General features: G+C 42.7%; 18 protein-coding genes. All 18 read left to right on the forward strand.

The features are described 5' to 3' along the window. Positions 1-236: 236 nt before the first annotated feature. Positions 237-1,826 (forward strand): DUF4062 domain-containing protein, encoded by a 1,590-nt coding sequence (locus MUF05_07585; GenBank protein ID MCU0666938.1) that lies wholly within the window; start codon positions 237-239, stop codon positions 1,824-1,826. 159 nt (positions 1,827-1,985) lie between these two features. After that, a complete protein-coding gene (locus MUF05_07590; protein MCU0666939.1) occupies positions 1,986-2,117 on the forward strand; it encodes a hypothetical protein in 132 nt (43 codons plus the stop codon). Between the two features lie 317 nt (positions 2,118-2,434). Beyond that, positions 2,435-4,513 (forward strand): site-specific DNA-methyltransferase, encoded by a 2,079-nt coding sequence (locus tag MUF05_07595; protein ID MCU0666940.1) that lies wholly within the window; start codon positions 2,435-2,437, stop codon positions 4,511-4,513. An 8-nt stretch (positions 4,514-4,521) separates the two neighbouring features. Continuing rightward, positions 4,522-7,542 carry a DEAD/DEAH box helicase family protein gene (locus tag MUF05_07600; protein ID MCU0666941.1) on the forward strand — a complete coding sequence of 1,007 codons (3,021 nt, stop codon included), beginning with the start codon at positions 4,522-4,524 and terminating at the stop codon, positions 7,540-7,542. A gap of 6 nt (positions 7,543-7,548) precedes the next feature. Continuing rightward, on the forward strand, positions 7,549-7,713 hold the full coding sequence (locus MUF05_07605; protein ID MCU0666942.1) for a hypothetical protein: 165 nt from the start codon (positions 7,549-7,551) through the stop codon (positions 7,711-7,713). Between the two features lie 336 nt (positions 7,714-8,049). Then, positions 8,050-8,841, forward strand: a complete 792-nt coding sequence (locus tag MUF05_07610; GenBank protein MCU0666943.1) for a hypothetical protein — start codon at positions 8,050-8,052, stop codon at positions 8,839-8,841. A gap of 590 nt (positions 8,842-9,431) precedes the next feature. Then, complete coding sequence (locus MUF05_07615; GenBank protein MCU0666944.1) at positions 9,432-9,917, forward strand: NYN domain-containing protein; 486 nt, start codon at positions 9,432-9,434, stop codon at positions 9,915-9,917. 309 nt (positions 9,918-10,226) lie between these two features. Then, positions 10,227-11,234 carry a Fic family protein gene (locus MUF05_07620; protein ID MCU0666945.1) on the forward strand — a complete coding sequence of 336 codons (1,008 nt, stop codon included), beginning with the start codon at positions 10,227-10,229 and terminating at the stop codon, positions 11,232-11,234. A gap of 77 nt (positions 11,235-11,311) precedes the next feature. Beyond that, positions 11,312-11,860, forward strand: a complete 549-nt coding sequence (locus tag MUF05_07625; protein MCU0666946.1) for a hypothetical protein — start codon at positions 11,312-11,314, stop codon at positions 11,858-11,860. A gap of 31 nt (positions 11,861-11,891) precedes the next feature. Beyond that, complete coding sequence (locus MUF05_07630) at positions 11,892-12,845, forward strand: HD domain-containing protein (GenBank protein ID MCU0666947.1); 954 nt, start codon at positions 11,892-11,894, stop codon at positions 12,843-12,845. A gap of 32 nt (positions 12,846-12,877) precedes the next feature. Further along, a complete protein-coding gene (locus MUF05_07635; protein MCU0666948.1) occupies positions 12,878-14,248 on the forward strand; it encodes an MHS family MFS transporter in 1,371 nt (456 codons plus the stop codon). 89 nt (positions 14,249-14,337) lie between these two features. After that, positions 14,338-14,856, forward strand: coding sequence for a hypothetical protein (locus MUF05_07640; protein MCU0666949.1), 519 nt, complete (start codon positions 14,338-14,340; stop codon positions 14,854-14,856). Between the two features lie 41 nt (positions 14,857-14,897). Further along, complete coding sequence (locus tag MUF05_07645) at positions 14,898-15,449, forward strand: RNA polymerase sigma factor (GenBank protein ID MCU0666950.1); 552 nt, start codon at positions 14,898-14,900, stop codon at positions 15,447-15,449. Continuing rightward, on the forward strand, positions 15,446-15,934 hold the full coding sequence (locus MUF05_07650) for a zf-HC2 domain-containing protein (GenBank protein MCU0666951.1): 489 nt from the start codon (positions 15,446-15,448) through the stop codon (positions 15,932-15,934). Before MUF05_07645 ends, MUF05_07650 begins: the two co-directional genes overlap by 4 nt. Before the next feature lie 54 nt (positions 15,935-15,988). Further along, entirely contained in the window at positions 15,989-16,477 is a 489-nt protein-coding gene (locus tag MUF05_07655; GenBank protein MCU0666952.1) for a Spy/CpxP family protein refolding chaperone, read from the forward strand. Positions 16,478-16,570: 93 nt separating this feature from the next. Next, the gene (locus MUF05_07660; GenBank protein ID MCU0666953.1) at positions 16,571-17,005 is read left to right on the forward strand and encodes a transcriptional repressor; all 435 of its coding nucleotides are present in this window, start codon (positions 16,571-16,573) and stop codon (positions 17,003-17,005) included. A gap of 143 nt (positions 17,006-17,148) precedes the next feature. Then, on the forward strand, positions 17,149-17,640 hold the full coding sequence (locus MUF05_07665) for a ferritin (protein ID MCU0666954.1): 492 nt from the start codon (positions 17,149-17,151) through the stop codon (positions 17,638-17,640). Positions 17,641-17,663: 23 nt separating this feature from the next. Further along, positions 17,664-18,356 (forward strand): peroxiredoxin, encoded by a 693-nt coding sequence (locus MUF05_07670; GenBank protein ID MCU0666955.1) that lies wholly within the window; start codon positions 17,664-17,666, stop codon positions 18,354-18,356. The last annotated feature ends 161 nt before the right edge of the window (positions 18,357-18,517 follow it).

An 18,517-nucleotide genomic window follows, 5' to 3' on the forward strand; every position in this document is an offset into this window, starting at 1 on the left:
GCAGGCCAGGGTGGCTCTGGAGGTTTTGCGGGTTCGAGAGTCAAAGGTTTATCCAGAGAAGAAAAGCTAGAGTTGGTTGCGGCATAACAAAGAGAGGGGAACAGTTTTATTTTTTCAAATTATGGAAAAATAAAACTGTCCCCTTTGTTTCTATAATGTTTTATACCCTTTTTGTAAATAAAGATAGCGCATCTATTGCCGAAGCGTAGGAAATCATAAATAGGAGATACAAAAACGTGAAAGGTAAAAAACTTCGTATATTTGTTAGTTCTGTTCAGAAAGAACTCGAAAATGAACGACTTACAGTGCTTGCGTTGATGACCACTGATTCCTTTCTTCTGACCCATTGCGAAGCAATTCTCTATGAGCAATCACCTGCTTCTCCTGAAAAATGCAATGAAGAGTGTCTTCGAGTATTAGACGGTTGCGATGTTTGTTTGAGTATAGTTGGCAATGAATACGGCACCCATTCGGGAGCTTTATCAATAACCCATCAGGAATATCGCCGTGCTAAAAAAAGAGGCAGCCCAATCCTAATATTTGTTAAAGGAAGCTCTGATGCAGGGCGTGATCAGAATACTCAAGATTGGCTGAAAGAAATTCGTGTTGATAATTTTAAATACAAGCGTTTTGGTAATATATTTGACTTACAAAGAGAAGTAAGAGCGGCGTTGTTGAAATTGCTTAAAGAACGCTTTGCTTTGGCTCCATCTTTAGACGAGGATAAAATCGCGGAACAGACCATTGAGGCAGTTTCTTCCTTTGAAACACAGGTATTGAAACGCCTAAAATGGAAAAATATGAACCAAGATTTGGCTAAAAAGCTTAAAACGCAATCGGGGAGGAAAGGAGAAGAGCACGTTTCAGACGAATCAATTATTGAAGATATGATGACGCGGGGCCTTTTGTGGTTTGACCCGGAAACAAATGAATATTATGCTACAGCCGCTGGAATAGTTCTATTAAGCAATGATCCCTCAGCTGTTTTTCCACAAGTCAGATTTTTGGCCGATGCGTATCGTGCTGTAGTTCCTGATGGTGATCCGGTAGATCAGGAAGATATTCGTGGGCCCGCGCCTTTCGTCATAGAACGGACGCTGGAATTTATTGACCGCAATACCAGACATCCGATGCGCGTGATTGGTTTGGAACGCGTGCGTCTTGACGAATATCCTTCTGAGGCCTTAAGAGAAGCGCTTGTGAACGCGCTCGCGCACCGTAATTATGAAGACGCCGGTCGTAAGATAATGGTGGAAGTGTTTCCCGATCGCATTGTTATTTCAAGCCCCGGACTTCCGCCCAAGCCGTTATCCATCCAAAAATTGCGTTCCGGGAAATATAGGCCTTGTTCGCGTAATCCTATTTTGGCGCAGAGTCTGTCCTATTTTCATCGCATAGAAGAGCGTGGCAGTGGATTTCGAAGAATTCGTGATCAAATGAAAGATCACGGGCTTGCAAATATTGAGCTTGGCGAAGATACGGGATATTTTCAAGTGATATTCAAGGGGCCGGGCAAAAATATTTCAAAGTTACGCGCTCCGGAATCGTTGAAGAGGAAAACTATCGCGCCATCAGTTGAAGGAAGGTTGAACAAAAGACAAAAACAAATTATAGCGCACGTTCTTAGCGCGGGATATGTTACAAGCGGATGGTGTAGAAAACGTTTTAATGTTGTCTACGATACAGCGCAACGTGATCTTTTAGGGCTGATCGATTTGAATATCCTTAAGCAGACAGGCCGTGGACGGACAACGAAGTATGTCGAAAAAATGAACAAAGAATCTACCGATAATCTACCGATCATTCGGGGCCAATCTACCGATTAACTATTCGGGGATTATTCGGCAAACAAAGGAAAGGTAGAGCAATGCATTAAATCGTGTGTTTCTTCCGGCCTATATGGGATGAGGGCGAGAGGTTGGTAGAAAAGTTCGGAGAAAATCATACGGTTTATCAAAGAGAATCCGTCCATTTCAGCGCAGGAAATTGCCGATATAGTCGGCCTATCGAGCAGGGCTGTTGAGAAACATTTGTCGAAACTAAAAGAAAAAGGCGTATTAAGGCGCATAGGCCCGGATAAAGGCGGACACTGGGAAGTAGTTTCAAAATTGCCGTAGCGCAGGCCCAAGTCGAGGCCCAAGAGGCCCAAGTTGGGGCTAAGTCGGGACCAAGTCATCAAGCCGATTATTGAAGGTGGATTACTAGAAATGACTGTGCCCGACAAACCCCGAAGCAGTGAAAGAAGAATCTACCGATTATTTAGATCAAATCTACCGATGCGTCAAGGTGGAATCGTTAAATAATCGTTAAATGATTCTAAGAAATCGTTAAGTCGTGGGTTTGTTGTGCATCAGAAGACATTTCTGGCGGTGCTATCAATAGGGCATTGTGGTCACCGGGAAGCGAATAAAGACAGATAACGGAGAAGCGTTTTATGGAAAAAGAACGACAGCAACGAATATATGAACTTTTAAAGCGAGGTACGAAGCTTATTGAAAACGGCGATGAGCTTCCGGTTGAATGGGCGCGGGAGTTTTTCCCGCCTGAGCGGCGAGAGTATGAGCTTATTTATCATGGGAAAGAGAGCGAAGAGAAAATTCTCGCCGATACCATGGCTGTGCCATTACAGCCGGTAAGCACGTTTGGGGCGAACGGAGTTGATTGGCATAATATGCTTATTTTGGGAGACAATCTTCAGGCAATGAAAACGCTTCTGCAGATGAAAGAGCGTGGTGAATTAGTTAATGCAGACGGGACTCCGGGAGTTCGATTAATTTATATTGATCCGCCATTTTCAACAAAGCGTGATTTCAGAGGAAGCCAAGATCAAAAAGCGTATCAAGATAAGATTGCTGGCGCTGAGTTTCTAGAATTTTTGCGCAAAAGGCTTGTTTTTATTCATGGACTGTTAGCAAGTGATGGGAATTTGTTTGTTCATTTGGATTATAGAAAATCGCACTATATAAAAACGTTGATTGACGAAATCTTTGGGGAGAACAATTTTAGGAGTGAAATAATTTGGAGAAGGACATTTGCGGGCAAGACGATTTCTCGCAATATACCTCAGAATTCGGATTACATATTTTGGTATTCAAAATCAGACAGCTATATTTTTAATCCAATGACTAGGGAGTACTCGGAAGCCGATATAGCGGCGTTCAACAAAGATGACAATGACGATCGAGGAAAATATACTACTGTTAGCTTACAGAAGGTCGCTGGCCCTACTCCGGGAACATTATATGATTATATAGATAATAAGGGCAGAAAATGGAAATGTCCTGCGAAAGGCTGGAGAATGGTTAGGGAAAAATTAAAAGCCTTAGAAAATCTAGGACGACTTTATATAACCGATAAAACGCTACGTGAAAAATATTATTTGAATGAACGAATAGAAAAAGGCAAACAAGTAGATAATATTTGGACTGATATAGGCAATTTAAATAGAAGCCAGAATGAGATTGTCAATTACCCTACACAAAAACCAGAATCGCTTATCGAGCGCATAGTTGAAGCGTGTTCAAATGAAGGGGATCTTGTGCTTGATGCTTTTGCGGGGTCGGGGACTACCTGTGCTGTTGCGGAAAAATTAAAAAGGCGCTGGATTGCAATCGATTGTGGCAAGTTATCCGTCTATACAATACAAAAAAGAATATTAAATTTACACTCAGAAATCGGAAACACTGGAAATTCTATTACCGCAAAACCTTTCACGCTTTGTAACGCAGGATTGTATGATTTCGAAACACTAAGACAATTGCCGTGGAAGGACTGGCGTTTCTTCGCACTCCAGCTTTTTGAGTGTAAAGATGAACCTCACAAGATCCGTGGTTTTCAGATGGATGGTAAGCGACAGGGGTCAAGTGTTCTTGTCTTTAACCATTTTGATAAAGGGACAATTAGCAGGGATACAATCATAGATATCCACGCTAGTATCGGCAAGCAGATCGGTGAAAGGTGCTTTATTATCGCCCCGCGTGGCGTTTTTTTATTTCAAGAAGATTACATTGAATTAGATGGGGTTCGTTATTATGCCTTGCGTATTCCCTATTCGTATATTAATGAGCTACACCGACGTGAGTTTTCTGCGCTTGTTCAGCCAAGCGATGAAGCCGCTGTCAACGAAACGGTGGAAGCTGTAGGCTTTGATTTTATTCATCCGCCACTTGTCGAGCTCGATATTAAAAAACAAGCCAAAAACGTATCAGTAAAGATTAAGAAGTTCGAAAGCCGTGCGCGTCTACGGGGCGAAGAAAGGGTCAGTAAGCATGACGCCTTGTCTATGGTAATGGTTGATTTTGATTATAACGGCAAAGTATTTGATCTGGACAAAGTGTTCTATGCCGATGCGCTTAAGGGCAACTCATGGAAAATCGATTTTTCATTTAAGGATGCTACTGGAGATGTGATGCTTGTGTTTTTGGATATATATGGCAATGAATCTCGAATGATACTAGAGCAGAAAAAATTGACTGGGCAAACAAATCGTTCAAAACGAGCCCATCGTAAATAGGATTTACTATGTCAAGACGATTAAATAATGGAATACAGCGTTTTCATAATGAGGATTTGGTGCTCAATGTTAGCACTGCGGTAGATCGTCACAAATGGAATGAAAATAAATACGAGCAATTTATTGATGAGCTTTGCGGGCTCCGCGAATACCAGAAAAAAGCTATCTTTACAACCCTTCGATATCTTTTAGGCGGTGAATACCGTAGTCTTAGAGATTTAGCTAAAAAGAATTTTTCTGGAAATCAGAATTTGCGCGATAGATACGGATCTATTGAAAACTTTGAGCGGCATTTACAGTTACCCGATCAGCTTTCTGCGTCGCTTGATTTGGCTACAGGCACAGGGAAAAGCTATGTGATGTATGGAATTGCCGCGATAATGCTTGCGGAGGGAGTTGTCGATCGAGTGCTTGTTCTTAGTCCTTCAACGACGATTGAAACAGGGCTTTTGGAGAAATTCAAAGATTTATCTGGTAGAGCAGATTTGCGAGACCTTCTACCTGCAGGATCAGTCGTAAATACGCCTAAAATTATACGGGCGGATGAGAGTATTGTGTCAGGTTGTATTTGTATTGAAAATTACCATGCGATCTTAAAGCATGTGCGGTCTTCGATTCGCGATAGTTTAAAGGGTAAAGGTCAGCGGATACTTGTTTTAAATGATGAGGCCCATCATGTTGCAAATGAACCGGCGGGACAAAAAACACGATGGAAGGAATTCTTAACTGATAAGGATTATGGCTTTAAATACATTATAGGCGTTTCAGGTACTTGTTACGTTGGTAATGATTATTTCTCCGATGTTATTTCCAGATATTCTCTTAGGACAGCAATGGAGCAGAGATTCGTTAAAAAAGTATGGTATGTGGCAGAAATGCCTCAAACTAAGCGGCCTGAGGAAGAAAAATGGCAACTTATTTTTAACCGACATGAGAAAAATAAGCAGGATTTACGCGCAAGGAATATTCGACCCCTTACTATCGTCATCACGAAGGACATTAGTGGATGTAAGGACGTTGCTGAACGGCTTAAGACTTTTTTAATGGAACAGACTGGTAGAGATCGGGAACAAATAGATAAACAAGTGCTTGTTATTCATAGCGATGCATTGGATTTGCCAAGGTTAGCCAGCGTCGACAATAAAAACAATAAGGTTGAGTGGATTTTGTCTGTTGCGATGCTCAATGAGGGATGGGATGTAAAACGTGTTTTTCAGATTGTCCCTCATGAAAAGCGGGCATTTGAAAGTAAACTGCTTATTGCTCAAGTGCTCGGGCGCGGTCTACGTGTTCCTGAAAATTGGCAAGGAGAACAGCCGAGCGTTACCGTATTTAATCATGATAAGTGGGCAATTGATATCAAGCACCTTGTGGACGAGGTTATGGAGAACGAGAAACGTGTTTCGACCTTTCCTGTTACGGACTCAACATTTAACTTTGAACTGGTTAATATCTCATATGATCCGAAGCCGTATGTGACAACCTATCCCATGGATAAGAAGTATAAATTATTTGAAAATGGTTATGTCGATTTATCAAGTGAACAGTCAATCGAAGAATTGAATATTGAGCTTGAGGAGGCGTCTACTGGTGCCCGGGAGAGATGGAAGACAAAAATCAAACACAAGACATATTCTACGCTTGAAATGGCTAAACGTATGTATCAGTGTTTTGAAGATTTGCCCGATGAAGCGGATAGAAAATATTATCAAGAACTCTTTCCGGTAGGGAGGATTGAGGAGATCGTTAAGGCTTCGCTCAAGCGGACAGATAGCCAAATTGTTACGGAAAGCAGAAAACAAAAGTTTTTACAATCGCTCGGGACGCTTCAAAGGAAAGAGGCTCAAGTTGTTAGGTATGATTTCGAGCCCAAAGAATATTTCATCGTCCCTACTAATGAGCGTCCGCAAGAAAGTGTTAGCGCTTCAGAGCTTAGAAGTACGAAAACGCTTTTTTTTACGTCAGAAACTGTTAAAAATATCCCAGATGAATTCAAAGAATTTTATGAAGAAGCTATTGAAAGCGGAAGTGGTTATAAATGCGTGCCGGTCAGCAATTATTATGATTTTAAGACGCCTTTAAATGCCGTTATTGCCGACTGTGAAAATGAACGCAGATTTTTAAAAGAATTGGTTAATGTCGACAACATATCGCATATTGACGCGTGGATAAAATCTACACCCATGGGATTTTATGAGATTGATTATTTCTGGAAAAAGGGTGAGCATCCAAAGAGAAGTCGTTTTAATCCTGATTTCTTTATCAAGGCTGGAAAAGTTCTTTCTGTAGTTGAAATTAAGGATGACGAGGAGATTAACGATCCATCGCCAGAGAATAAAAAGAAGAACGAATATGCCCTCGCTCACTTCGACCGATTAAATAACTTCTTAAAAAAGAACGGCAAAGATCTCCAATACAAATTTAATTTCTTAACACCGACTGACTTTGCTGGTTATTTTCAGAGAATACGGGAGGGTAAAATTGGTAATTTTAGATCGGCGTTAGATGTCGAGCTAACCCCAAAGAAATCAGACCTATTTTTTAGTGATATTATTCGAGATGAAGATGTGTTGAAGGAAGATAAATATACTACTTGTTTACCTGTTTATTCGTTGCAGGCAGTTGCCACAGCGTTCAAGGAACAGCAAAGGCCGGAACTATTGGGATGGAAAAAGATTAATAGCAGAAAAAAGATTGATAAGGAAATGTTTATTGCTCAGGTTGTGGGTAAATCTATGGAAGCGACTATTCCTGATGGGAGTTGGTGTCTGTTCCGGCCAGACCAAGGCGGATCGCGTAATGGGAAAATTGTGCTGGCTGAATCACGAAGGGTGACTGATCCCGAAACCCAGCAAAGTTTTACCATCAAGAGGTATAAAAGCGAAAAGAGGCAATTTAAGGATGAGACGTGGATTCATGCCAAAATAACGCTGTCTCCGGACAATAAAGAATTCAAAGACATCGTGCTAAAAAATGTTCGTGAGGACGAATTCCATATAGCGGCGGAATTTGTCGAGGTTCTCGATTAAAGCAAATTGAATGAATTTATAGAAATCAAGAGACGGACTACTGAACAGAATAAGGTCAAATGTCAAGCCGCCAAGGAATGGATTATTGCCGTAAACGCAAGCGGTAGTTTTGGCGCGTGGGAGTTTAAAGTTTTAAACGACCCCAAAGAATTATTTGAATTGGTGAAATAAAATGAAGCATTACCATTATTCATATCTTGGGTCACTATTCTTTGTGATTAGCGGCTCAATGGCTGTCTGTTTTTATAAATTGTTACCAGCAAACATAGTTGACGTTGTCTACAAGGGAGAAGGTATAGAGATTAAGACAACGTCGATTGGGGTATTTTTTATTGTAGTAGGCCTTATATTGTTTGTTTTTAGCTTATTTGAACATAGGCATGAGCAAAACCGAGAGAGCGAGAAAGCGGACTATAAGTTTCTTATTTCTAAATATCGACAGTTACTTGATTACCATAATAATAGTGGTACAAGCATATCTGTTACAAAAGAAGAGGGGGATGTAAAATGAGCTTAACAATATCAGTTCTAGTTCCCGATGGGGTTGTTTTGGCCGCAGACAGTTTACAGTCGACTAATACGGCAGTTATGGGCGAACAAGAAACAAATGTTTCATGCCCTAAGTGCCAAGAGCAAACGAAGGTTAAAATACCTTTAGGGCCCATAATGATGCCTGCGGGTGGTTCCCCCTTTGCTCAAAAACTGTTTAATATAAAAACTCGCAATATCGGGATATTAACATATGGAAATGCATTTGTAACAGGACGCACAATTGAAAGCCACGTCAGAGAATTTGAAAGAATTAAAATTGGTGGAAAAGAAACGGTCGAAGAAGTAGCGGATAAGCTAAATGATTATTTCTTGGCAGAACTAAAAAAAGAAAAAGCTTTCGAATCTCTTCCGGCCGACGCTAGTCCATTGGGATTTCAGGTGGCAGGGTTCGATACGAATGATGTTAACATCGGAAAACTATATGTGCTTGATATTGCTAAAAATCCTCGAAAAAGGGCTGTTCATGCCCAGGGTTATTCAGCCACTTGGGGCGGCGATGGTAGGGTTGTGCAAAAACTCTGGTTGCCAACACCGGGAGCTCCTATTCCAACACCAAACTATCAGTCTCTTACCTTGCAAGACGCTATCGATTATGCTGTTCATCTGATCGATACGACCATTTTATATCAACGGTTTGCCCAGATGATACCTGTTGTAGGAGGGCATATTGATGTGGCGGTTATAACTCATTTTTCTGGGTTTAGGTGGATTAGAAAAAAGCCATTATTGGAGCAGATTTCTGATTAGAAATAACAGTATCTAACGGCTGGTTTGATAAACCAGCGGACTATAAGGTGCTGAATCGGATATCAGATTCAATGGTCTTTACAGATTGCAAATTGGATTAACAATCTGTAAAAACGTATAATCGCAGTTTAGCAGGACACGGTTTGATAATACATCGGATTAACCGGCGTCGGTTGGCTGATCATTAAGTTGCGGACGTCCCTAAGCCATCGACCCTTTTTTAAATTTCCCTCTGGGAAATTTAAATTGCAGATTAAGCGTCTGCCCGGAGAGAAGAAGTGGGGGTTGGTAGAATAGTTATTTTATTTGACACAAGGTAAGTTTAGATGTATAAAATACATATAGAATACAGGTGTGGTATGTTTGAAGGGGGAACTGCCACGTTAAAATAATTCAAACCTTCGCCAGATAAAGGCGAAGGTTTTTTGTTGCCGAAGTCAGCACACCCGCGCCTGCCTGCCGGTAGGCAGGCAATTCTCCGCCAAAAAGGCGGATACTGGCCCATCAATTTAGGCCAGGTAAGATAAGCGCGGGGTGTTAACAAAACTAGGGCAAGGTATAAATAGTAAGGCTTAGTATAGGTAGAGAAAATGGATAAGAAATTAAATAATTACGCATTTATCGATAGCCAAAACTTAAATCTTGCTATCCGTGAGCAAGGTTGGAAGCTTGATTTTAATAGGTTTCGTAGATATTTAGAAGATAAATATGGAATAGCGAAAGCATTTATTTTTATAGGTTATTTGCCCACCAATGAAAGCCTATATACCTCCTTGCAAAAACAAGGTTATATTTTGATCTTTAAGCCTACATTAACACTATCTGATGGCAGAGTTAAGGGTAATATTGATGCAGAACTGGTTTTGCATGCTATGTTAGAGTACAATAGCTACAATAAGGCTGTTGTGGTTACAGGAGATGGTGATTTTCATTGTCTTATCGAATACCTTAAGAAACAGAATAAGTTAGAAAAACTTATCGTTCCAAACAGGCATCAATTTTCGTCTCTTTTGAGGAAGTTTGCACCGGATTTAGCTTTTATGAATGATTTAAGGGGGAAGTTGGAGTATAAATAAAAAAGAGGCATTCCGCGGGACGAGCCCTTTGGATAGCCTCTCATCGTGATCCAAATAAAGTATATAATGGTTAATGTAGCTTGTCAAGGTAAAGATGCCGGGGTGAGAATTGCAAAACAAGATATCCGGAATAATGGGGACGGTTATATTTATTGGGGTAGCTTTGAGAAATAGTGAACGGTTCTAATTTTATCGCGCCCATTCTTAATTTGCTGATAAAACACTGCATTAAACGGCGTTGGCTGGTTCTAGGCGGCAGCCCTATACAATTCCCTATACAATACCTATACGATATGGTATACTTGAATCATGTTCAAAGCTGAATATCAGATAACGCCGCACCTCGTAAAACTGTTCGAGCAGATTGCTGTCACAGGCGCGTTGGTTAGAAGCTCACGGCTTCAGGTTTCAGTTAAGGCCCCCTTGGAGCGGGATGCCTTTGCCCGGAGCGTTCACTCGTCGACATGGATCGAAGGTAATCTTCTGTCTTTGGCCCAAGTTCGGGCTGTGGTTGATGGCAAGGATCTTCTGGCTGAAGATAAGCAAAAGGCCGAGGTCGCCAATTGCGTTGAAGCCATGCGGCAGATATTAAAGATCAAGCATAAGCCGGTAACGGAACAAGGGCTTCTGGCGGTGCATGCGCGTATGATTAAAGGGCTTTTGGCCAAAGATCGTTCTGGCCAGTATCGCAGTGTCCAGAACTACATCGTGGACGCCCGTAATAAGGTTATTTTTACTCCGCCGCCTCCGGCACAAGTGGCGGGGCGTATGAAGGCGCTTTTTGCTTGGGCTAAGGATGAATCCCTGCATCCAGTGGCCAGAAGCGCTATCTTTCAGCATGAATTTTTGACGATTCATCCCTTTGTGGATGGCAATGGCCGCGTGGGCAGAGCGGTCGGGCAGTGGCTTTTGTGGGAAAAAGGTTTTGATCCTCTTTGTACTTTGGGTCTTGATGATTTCTTTGCGAAAGACAGGCCCCGTTATTATAACATGATCCAGCAAACACGTGAGCTGGACGGGGACTTTACGCACTGGGTGGAATATGTTGCCCAAGGTTTGGCGTGGGCGCATGATGATGTGCAAAACAGGATCAAGGCCGGGGCACTTCGCTTGCAAGGGGTAACGCTTACGCCCAAACAGGAAGAGCTTTTGGCTTTGCTTGAGAAAAAAGGCGTTTCAGGAGCGTCAGAGATCGGGAAGGCCATGAAGATCAACCGCGCTCGCGTTAATCAGCTGATCGGCCCGCTTGTTCGTTTGGGTGTTGTCACCAGAGTTGGCGCGGCAAGGGCTGCGCGATACCGCGTAAATGAAAAATAATTATACGCCACGGGGCGCCAGTTACAACGAAGCGCCATGATAAAACATCGGATTTTACGGAGTTGGTTAGTTGGCCTATGAACATTCATAATTACCTACCCTTTATTATCTTTCCTTTAGCCTGGGTTGCCATTATGCGCTTTCTTGCTTATGCCGGAGGCTGGCAGGAATTAGCCAAATATTATCCTTATCGCGGGGAGAAGCTTGCTAAGAAAAAATACATGCAAAGCGCAAGCCTTAAGAAAGGCACAAATTATAACAACTGCCTTACTATAGGCACGAGCCCTCAAGGGGTGTATCTTTCCATGTGGTTTATTTTGCCGACTTTCCATCCGGCATTATTTATTCCCTGGGAAGATATCACAATTTCTCAGGTGTCTTATTGGGGTATAAAAATGCTTGAGCTAAAAACCAAACAAGCCCCCTTGGTGCCTATTTGCCTGGCGCAATCCTTGGAGGGTTTCTTAAGGCAGCAAGCAGGATCAGATTTTGTTTTAAGCCAAACAAGCGAAAGCGTTTCAAAACCCGCCGACTCTCTACAAAATATTAGTGTGGCTTTAATAATTATAGCCTTAATCGGAATATTGTTTGCGCTGTGGTTGGGTGCGCGCAGTGGCAAAATATAGGGGACGGTTCTAACGGCGAAGGAGGATAGATATGGAAAAGGTTAAGCAGTTTATTATGAAGCATTTTGAAGAGATAGTCGTAGTATTGATTCTCCTGGGGACTATTTTCGTGAATTTCTTTGTTGAATACAAAATGGCCTTTTTACAGCTGTATTATTTACCGATCTTGATTACCGGCTACATTTTAGGCAGGCGCGCAGCAGTGCTTTTTGCCGTTCTTTCTATTTTGGTAGTGTCTTTGTGTGTAATTTTTTATCCCAAATTCTACCTTAGCCCTGCCTCTTTTGAATCCAGTAACCTAAATATTATCTTCAGATTATCTATTTGGGGCGCATTTCTTATTATTACCGCCGCAGTAGTAGGCAAGCTTTATGAGGAAAAAGAAAAAAAGGTCATGGACCTGCATACCGCGTATGTCGGAGTCCTGGAGATCCTGACCAAATATTTGGAATCAGCGGATAAATACACCCAGGGGCATTCCCTGCGCGTTTCTTTGCTTGCCACAGATATCGCTATTTCAATGCAGCTATCCCGTAACGAAGTAGAAAATATTAAGGTCGCGGCCCTCTTGCATGATATCGGCAAAATTGATATAAGCTTAGACCTTATCCATAAGGCGTCTTCCTTAAGCGAACAGGAAAAGGAAATTGTCGGCACTCATACTGAAAAAGGGGCCAAGATCGTTGCTTCCGTGGGCGGGGTATTAAAGGAAGCAGTCCCCTTGATCTTAGCCCATCACACTTATTTTATGGATCAGGATAAAAAATCAGAAGACCTGAAAAGCCATAAATCCATTCCTTTGGGCGCCAGGATAATTGCTGTGGCGGATTCTTACGATGCCATGATCACTGATAGGCCCTATCGCAAGGGCAAGCCTCCGTGGGAAGCAATAGAGCAGATTGAGAAAAATAGCGGCGGGCAATTTGACCCCGCGGTTGTGGAAGCTTTTAAGCTTGTTATGGCCAAACAATTAGAAAAAGATTAGAATAATCTTCTAATTTTCCTACAAAAATCTCTATGAGTACTGGATCTGTTAAATCTGGCGGGGTGCCGCAGGCGCGTATTGTTATCGCCAGCATGGTCGGCACCACCATTGAATTCTACGATTTTTACATCTATGCTACAGCTGCGGTTTCGGTTTTCCCGCTTTTATTTTTCCCGAAGGCTGATGCGGGAGCTTCTCTTTTAGCGTCTATGGCGACCTTTGGAGTTGCTTTTGTGGCCAGGCCAATCGGCTCTATTCTTTTCGGGCATTTTGGCGACCGCATCGGGCGTAAGGCTACTCTTGTGGGATCGCTTTTGACCATGGGAATAGCCACTTTTTTAATCGGTCTTCTACCGACGGTAATGCAGATTGGTTTATTGGCAGCGGTTTTGTTAACCATCTTGCGTTTCTGTCAGGGGCTTGGCCTGGGCGGTGAATGGTCAGGCGCGGCCTTGTTGGTCACCGAGACAGCTAAGGAGGGCAAAAGAGCCTGGGCAGCAATGTGGCCTCAATTAGGCGCGCCCTTTGGATTTATTCTGGCCAACGGCTTCTTCTTATTTCTTACCATTTTATTTAACTATAATTCTGAGCAGGCGCAGTTAGAGAGCCATTTTTTGGTTTGGGGTTGGCGCATCCCGTTTTTGGCATCTGTTGTTATGGTTGCTGTGGGGCTATATGTGCGCGTAAAGCTTGAAGAAACTCCGATTTTTGCCAAGGCCATGGCGCGGGGAGAAAAGCTTAAGCATCCCGTGGAATTTGTGTTTAGAAAGCATCTAAGGGAACTTATCCTGGGCACTTTTATTATGCTTGCCACTTACGGGTTGTTTTATCTTATGACTACGTGGGTTCTTTCATATGCTATTGGTAATGTTGAGCTAGGATTTTTAGGCATAGGTTATCGTCCATTTCTGGTGTTGCAGCTTCTTTCTGTGCTTTTATTCGGGGGCATGGTCCCGGTTTCCGGATATCTGGCGGACAAATACGGACGTCGCATTGTCCTTTTGCTGGTGACTTTTGCGATTATTCTTTTTGGTTTTTCATTCCGCTTCTTTCTTGATCCCGCGGTTATAGGCATAAGAGAGCAGGCGAACATGATGTTGATGCTTTTATTCTTGTGTATTGGCATGGCCTTGATGGGTTTGACTTTTGGCCCAATGTCAGCGGTCTTGCCGGAGTTATTTCCCACCAATGTGCGTTACACGGGTTCCGGTATTTCTTATAATCTTTCTTCTATCCTGGGGGCGGCGTTGACTCCTTTTGTGGCAGTCTGGCTTGCCAGGAATTATGGCGCTGGTTCTGTGGGGATTTATCTTTCTTCGCTTGGGGTGTTGACCTTTATCGCCCTTTTATTCTCTAAAGAAACCAAACACACCAATCTTGATACATTGGAGCGGCCCCGGTAGTATCATTCTCTGCGCAATTTTCTTGGAACTTTCTATTAAGTTGCATTGTCTAAGATAGCGAGGAAGAGGAAAGAAAAAGGAGGATATTTATGACAAGGCAGATGCCAAGAAACAAGGTTTTGGTAATTGTAGCTGTTCTTGTGGCATTCACAGCATTTTATTCATCGGATGCGTTTGCCTGGGGGAGCCGCGGCGGCCACGGCCGTTACTACTATCACGGCGGCCACTGGGATAACGGTTGGTTTTGGGGCTTTTTTGCCGCTGGGCTTACAATCGGCACAATAGTCGCAGCGCTTCCGCCGCGCCATCAGGTTGTTTATGTAAGCGGTACGCCGTATTACTATTATGACGATGTTTACTATAGGCCATGCCATTGCGGATATGTTGTTGTTCCGGCGCCTAAAACTACCACTATCGTAGTTAATCCTGCTGTTGCGCAGATCGCAGCCACGTCAGGCGAAACGATATTAATAAACATTCCGAATTCAAGCGGAGGGTACACGTCAGTTTCCTTAACTAAACACAAAACCGGTTACATCGGCCCGCAAGGGGAATATTACCAGGGCCATCCGACTGTTGAGCAGTTAAGGGCGCTGTACGGAAAGTAAGATTTGATCAGCCTGCGATTGGGATATATTGAGGTTAAGATATGAACGATATTGCTCTTGAACTGTTAGGGCGGGCTTCCCATGGGGACATGGATGCCTTTGAGCAGATATATAAGGCAACCAGCGGCTTTGTCTATAATGTAGCTTTTAGAATTACTCGCAATAGCCCTGATGCCGAGGAAGTCACCCAGGACGTTTTTATGAAGATATACCGGAATTTAAAGAATTTTCAGTTCCGTTCAACATTTAATACCTGGGTATATCGGATTACGCTAAACACCGCGATTAACCGTTATCGTAAATCCAGTAAAGAAGAAAAAGGCAGAGTGGATTACGATAATCTGATTGAATCTCTGCCTGACAACAGGCCGGTAAGAGAAGCAGCCATGCAAAGCGATAACGAATTCAGGCTTAATGCGCTATTAGGCATGTTAACCCAGGAGCATAGGGTTTGTATTATTTTGCGCGAAATAGAGGGCTTAAGTTATCAGGAGATTTCCGACAGTTTAAGGATTCCGGTAAATACCGTGCGGTCTCGGTTGAAGCGGGCGCGCGAGGCGCTGTTGGAAAAATCAAGAAGGGGGCAGCCATGATCCGGTGTGGGAAAATACAGGAATTGCTCAAAACCGATTTTTTGGATGGGCAGCTGAACCCGCGAGAGAAGCAATCCATTGATGGGCATCTTAAACAGTGCCCTGAATGCAGAAGCCTGGTAAAAGAATTGCAGGCTCAACGCGCGCTTTTTCAGTCGGCAGAATCTAAACAGATCCCTGAGCGCGTATGGGAGAACATCCGCGGCGCCATTATCACAGAGCGGCTTAACCGGGAAGAGGGCTTAAGCCTTGGCGCTATTAAACGGCTAAGGGATTTGCTGTTTAAAAGAAGGCCGGCATTTATTTTAGCCACTTCCTTTTCAGCGATAATTATTTTCGCGGTTATTTTTACAGGCTTGATCCAGAATAAAATGGCCTTGAGCAAACAAGAAGCCGCAGAAAGTTTGGCGGGCTATAGCTTAAGCGCTGAAAACGGATATCTGCTTAACGGCCTGGGGACAAATATAGAGGAATATTTTTTATAAAGAAACTTTTTGCGGTTATCAACTGTCTAATTTGGTGGAAAGGGGGAGTGTTTTATGAGAAAGGCAAAAGTGGTAATGATCGGTTTGGGGCTGTTTTTTCTTACGGCTAATCTTGGTTACGCTCAGATGCAGGATAAAGAACCGCCATCCGGCGGCAGGTTAAAAGAGGGGATCTATAAAGAGCTGAATCTAACTTCGCAACAGCAGAGTCAATTAGAGGCAAACCGCAAGGCGCACCGCCAGGCGATTTCGCAATTGCGCGCGGCAATGAAGGAAAAAAATCAGGCGCTGCAGCAGGCATTAAAGGACCCCGCTGTCACAAACGCAAAGGTTGAACCCCTGGTAAGCCAGATCAAATCTTTACAGGCGCAGCTTATTGACCAGCGGATAAGCGGGATTTTCGCGGTAAAAGAAATTTTGAATCCTGAGCAATTTGCCAAATTTAACCAGCTTGCTGAAAAGCGTAAAGAAGGCAGAAACGGCCGTTTTCAGAAACAGCGCGGGAAACCAGAAAACACAGAAGACCTGCCCATTGGCGAATAACTATTTTTAAGCTTAGCGAAACGAAAAATTATAGGGGGTGCCCCCCCTATAATTTTATTGACAAGTAAGAATTATTCTTATATAGTACCTGTCATGGATAACAAAGGCAACATTTCTCTTGAATTCTTCTATAAGAAATGCAAAGAGCACAATCTTAAGATTACCCCTCAACGCGCAACCATATATGAAGCTCTTTTTAACAATAAAACTCATCCTTCTGCGGATGCCGTCTTTCAGAGGGTGAGAAAGAAAATACCCAATATTTCCTTTGATACAGTAAATCGGACACTTATTTCTTTTGTCGGGGCGGGGATTTTAAAAATGGTAGAGAGTTATGGCCGGCCAAAGCGTTTTGATCCCGATACAGGCAATCACCACCATTTTCGGTGCCTCAAATGCAATAGTATTCTTGATTTTATTGATAAGGGCTTTGATAGTTTGGCAGTCCCTAAAGATATCCAAAACAGGTTTACGATTACCGGTAAAAAGGTAGTCTTAGAGGGCATCTGTAATTCATGTAGAAAATAATTTTTTTTGGTGAATAAATAGTATAGATTACGATTTAGTAATAATTATGGGAGGAGGTGTTAGCGCTCAGGTTACAGGCTTTACCAGAGGTTATTTTTCTTATTGTTAATAGTGGCCATAAAAATCATAAAAAAGGGGGGAAAATGGAAATTAAAAATAAGGTTACTGAAGCCATCAACAAGCAGATCAATGCTGAGCTATATTCGTCATACCTTTATTTAGGTATGGCTTCGTATTTCGAGTCCAGGAACTGGCCGGGTTTTGGCCGTTGGATGAGAATTCAGGCCCAGGAAGAAAATTCCCACGCCATGAAGTTCTTTGATTATGTTTTAGAGCGAGGCGGCGAGGTGGCCCTGGAGGATATTAAGGCCTGCGATGCTAAATGGAAGACTGCGCTTGAGGTTTTTGAAGCTGTATATGCGCATGAATTAAAAGTAACTGAGTTGATCAACGATCTTTTTAAAGTAGCTAAGCAAGAAGGCGATAGCGCTACTGAATCCATGCTTAAGTGGTTTATTGATGAGCAGGTTGAAGAAGAAGCCAACGCTAAGCAGATAGTGGATAAGCTTAAGCTGATCAAGGATAATTCCAACGGATTATTTATGTTGGATCATAAGTTGGGCGAGAGAAAATAATAATTTAACAGAGGAGGCCAGTTATGGAACAGAATAGTTGTGATAGAGTTCATATGCCGCTTATCGGAGAAACAGCGCCGTCTTTTGAGGCAGATACAACTCAAGGGCATATTAAATTCCCTGAGGACTATAAGGGTAAGTGGGTGATCATCTTCAGCCATCCAGCGGATTTCACGCCTGTGTGCACAACCGAGTTTATGACCTTTGCCGCTATGGAAAAAGAGTTTGATCAGCTTAATTGCAAGCTAATCGGGCTTTCCATAGACAGCCATTATAGCCACATTGCTTGGTTAAGGACAATCAAAGAGAAGATCGAGTATAAGGGGATGAAGAATGTTGAGGTTAGATTCCCGGTGATAGCGGATTTGACCATGGAGGTAGCGCATAAATTCGGCATGGTCCAACCTTGCGCCAGTAACGTAAGCGCGGTACGCGCGGTATTCTTTATCGACCCGCAGGCAAAGATCCGGGCGCTTATATATTATCCTCTTTCCAACGGCCGAAATTTTGCCGAGATCAAACGTTTGCTTATTGCTATGCAAACAAGCGATGAACATAAAGTAGCCACGCCTGCCGATTGGCAGCCCGGGGATGATGTGATTGTCCCGCCTCCAGGAAGCTGCGGGGTTGCTAAAGAAAGAGTTGAAGGGGCTGCTAAACAAGGGATCCGTTGTTTGGATTGGTTTATTTGTTTTAAGCCGCTGAAGCTTGGATAATATTAAGGTAATATATTCTGCAATAAAATGCCTGCCCATAGTTAGTGGCAGGCATTTTATTGTAGAAGATTGTAAACTAAAGTGCGACAAAGGGAATAAATAAAAAAGCTCCACAGATCAAAGAAAACCTGTTACTTTGTAAGTTATCAGACCAACAAAGA

Source organism: Candidatus Omnitrophota bacterium, from assembly GCA_025453395.1.
GTDB lineage: Bacteria > Omnitrophota > Gorgyraeia > Gygaellales > Profunditerraquicolaceae > JAlOQK01.

What these genes read in the sequence shown, in the direction of transcription:
- MUF05_07620 (MCU0666945.1), top strand. Translation starts at nt 10,227, where the DNA reads ATGTTCAAAGCTGAATATCAGATAACGCCGCACCTCGTAAAACTGTTC.
- MUF05_07625 (MCU0666946.1), top strand. Translation starts at nt 11,312, where the DNA reads ATGAACATTCATAATTACCTACCCTTTATTATCTTTCCTTTAGCCTGG.
- MUF05_07670 (MCU0666955.1), top strand. Translation starts at nt 17,664, where the DNA reads ATGGAACAGAATAGTTGTGATAGAGTTCATATGCCGCTTATCGGAGAA.
- MUF05_07595 (MCU0666940.1), top strand. Translation starts at nt 2,435, where the DNA reads ATGGAAAAAGAACGACAGCAACGAATATATGAACTTTTAAAGCGAGGT.
- MUF05_07610 (MCU0666943.1), top strand. Translation starts at nt 8,050, where the DNA reads ATGAGCTTAACAATATCAGTTCTAGTTCCCGATGGGGTTGTTTTGGCC.
- MUF05_07600 (MCU0666941.1), top strand. Translation starts at nt 4,522, where the DNA reads ATGTCAAGACGATTAAATAATGGAATACAGCGTTTTCATAATGAGGAT.
- MUF05_07645 (MCU0666950.1), top strand. Translation starts at nt 14,898, where the DNA reads ATGAACGATATTGCTCTTGAACTGTTAGGGCGGGCTTCCCATGGGGAC.
- MUF05_07660 (MCU0666953.1), top strand. Translation starts at nt 16,571, where the DNA reads ATGGATAACAAAGGCAACATTTCTCTTGAATTCTTCTATAAGAAATGC.
- MUF05_07635 (MCU0666948.1), top strand. Translation starts at nt 12,878, where the DNA reads ATGAGTACTGGATCTGTTAAATCTGGCGGGGTGCCGCAGGCGCGTATT.
- MUF05_07640 (MCU0666949.1), top strand. Translation starts at nt 14,338, where the DNA reads ATGACAAGGCAGATGCCAAGAAACAAGGTTTTGGTAATTGTAGCTGTT.
- MUF05_07630 (MCU0666947.1), top strand. Translation starts at nt 11,892, where the DNA reads ATGGAAAAGGTTAAGCAGTTTATTATGAAGCATTTTGAAGAGATAGTC.
- MUF05_07650 (MCU0666951.1), top strand. Translation starts at nt 15,446, where the DNA reads ATGATCCGGTGTGGGAAAATACAGGAATTGCTCAAAACCGATTTTTTG.
- MUF05_07615 (MCU0666944.1), top strand. Translation starts at nt 9,432, where the DNA reads ATGGATAAGAAATTAAATAATTACGCATTTATCGATAGCCAAAACTTA.
- MUF05_07655 (MCU0666952.1), top strand. Translation starts at nt 15,989, where the DNA reads ATGAGAAAGGCAAAAGTGGTAATGATCGGTTTGGGGCTGTTTTTTCTT.
- MUF05_07665 (MCU0666954.1), top strand. Translation starts at nt 17,149, where the DNA reads ATGGAAATTAAAAATAAGGTTACTGAAGCCATCAACAAGCAGATCAAT.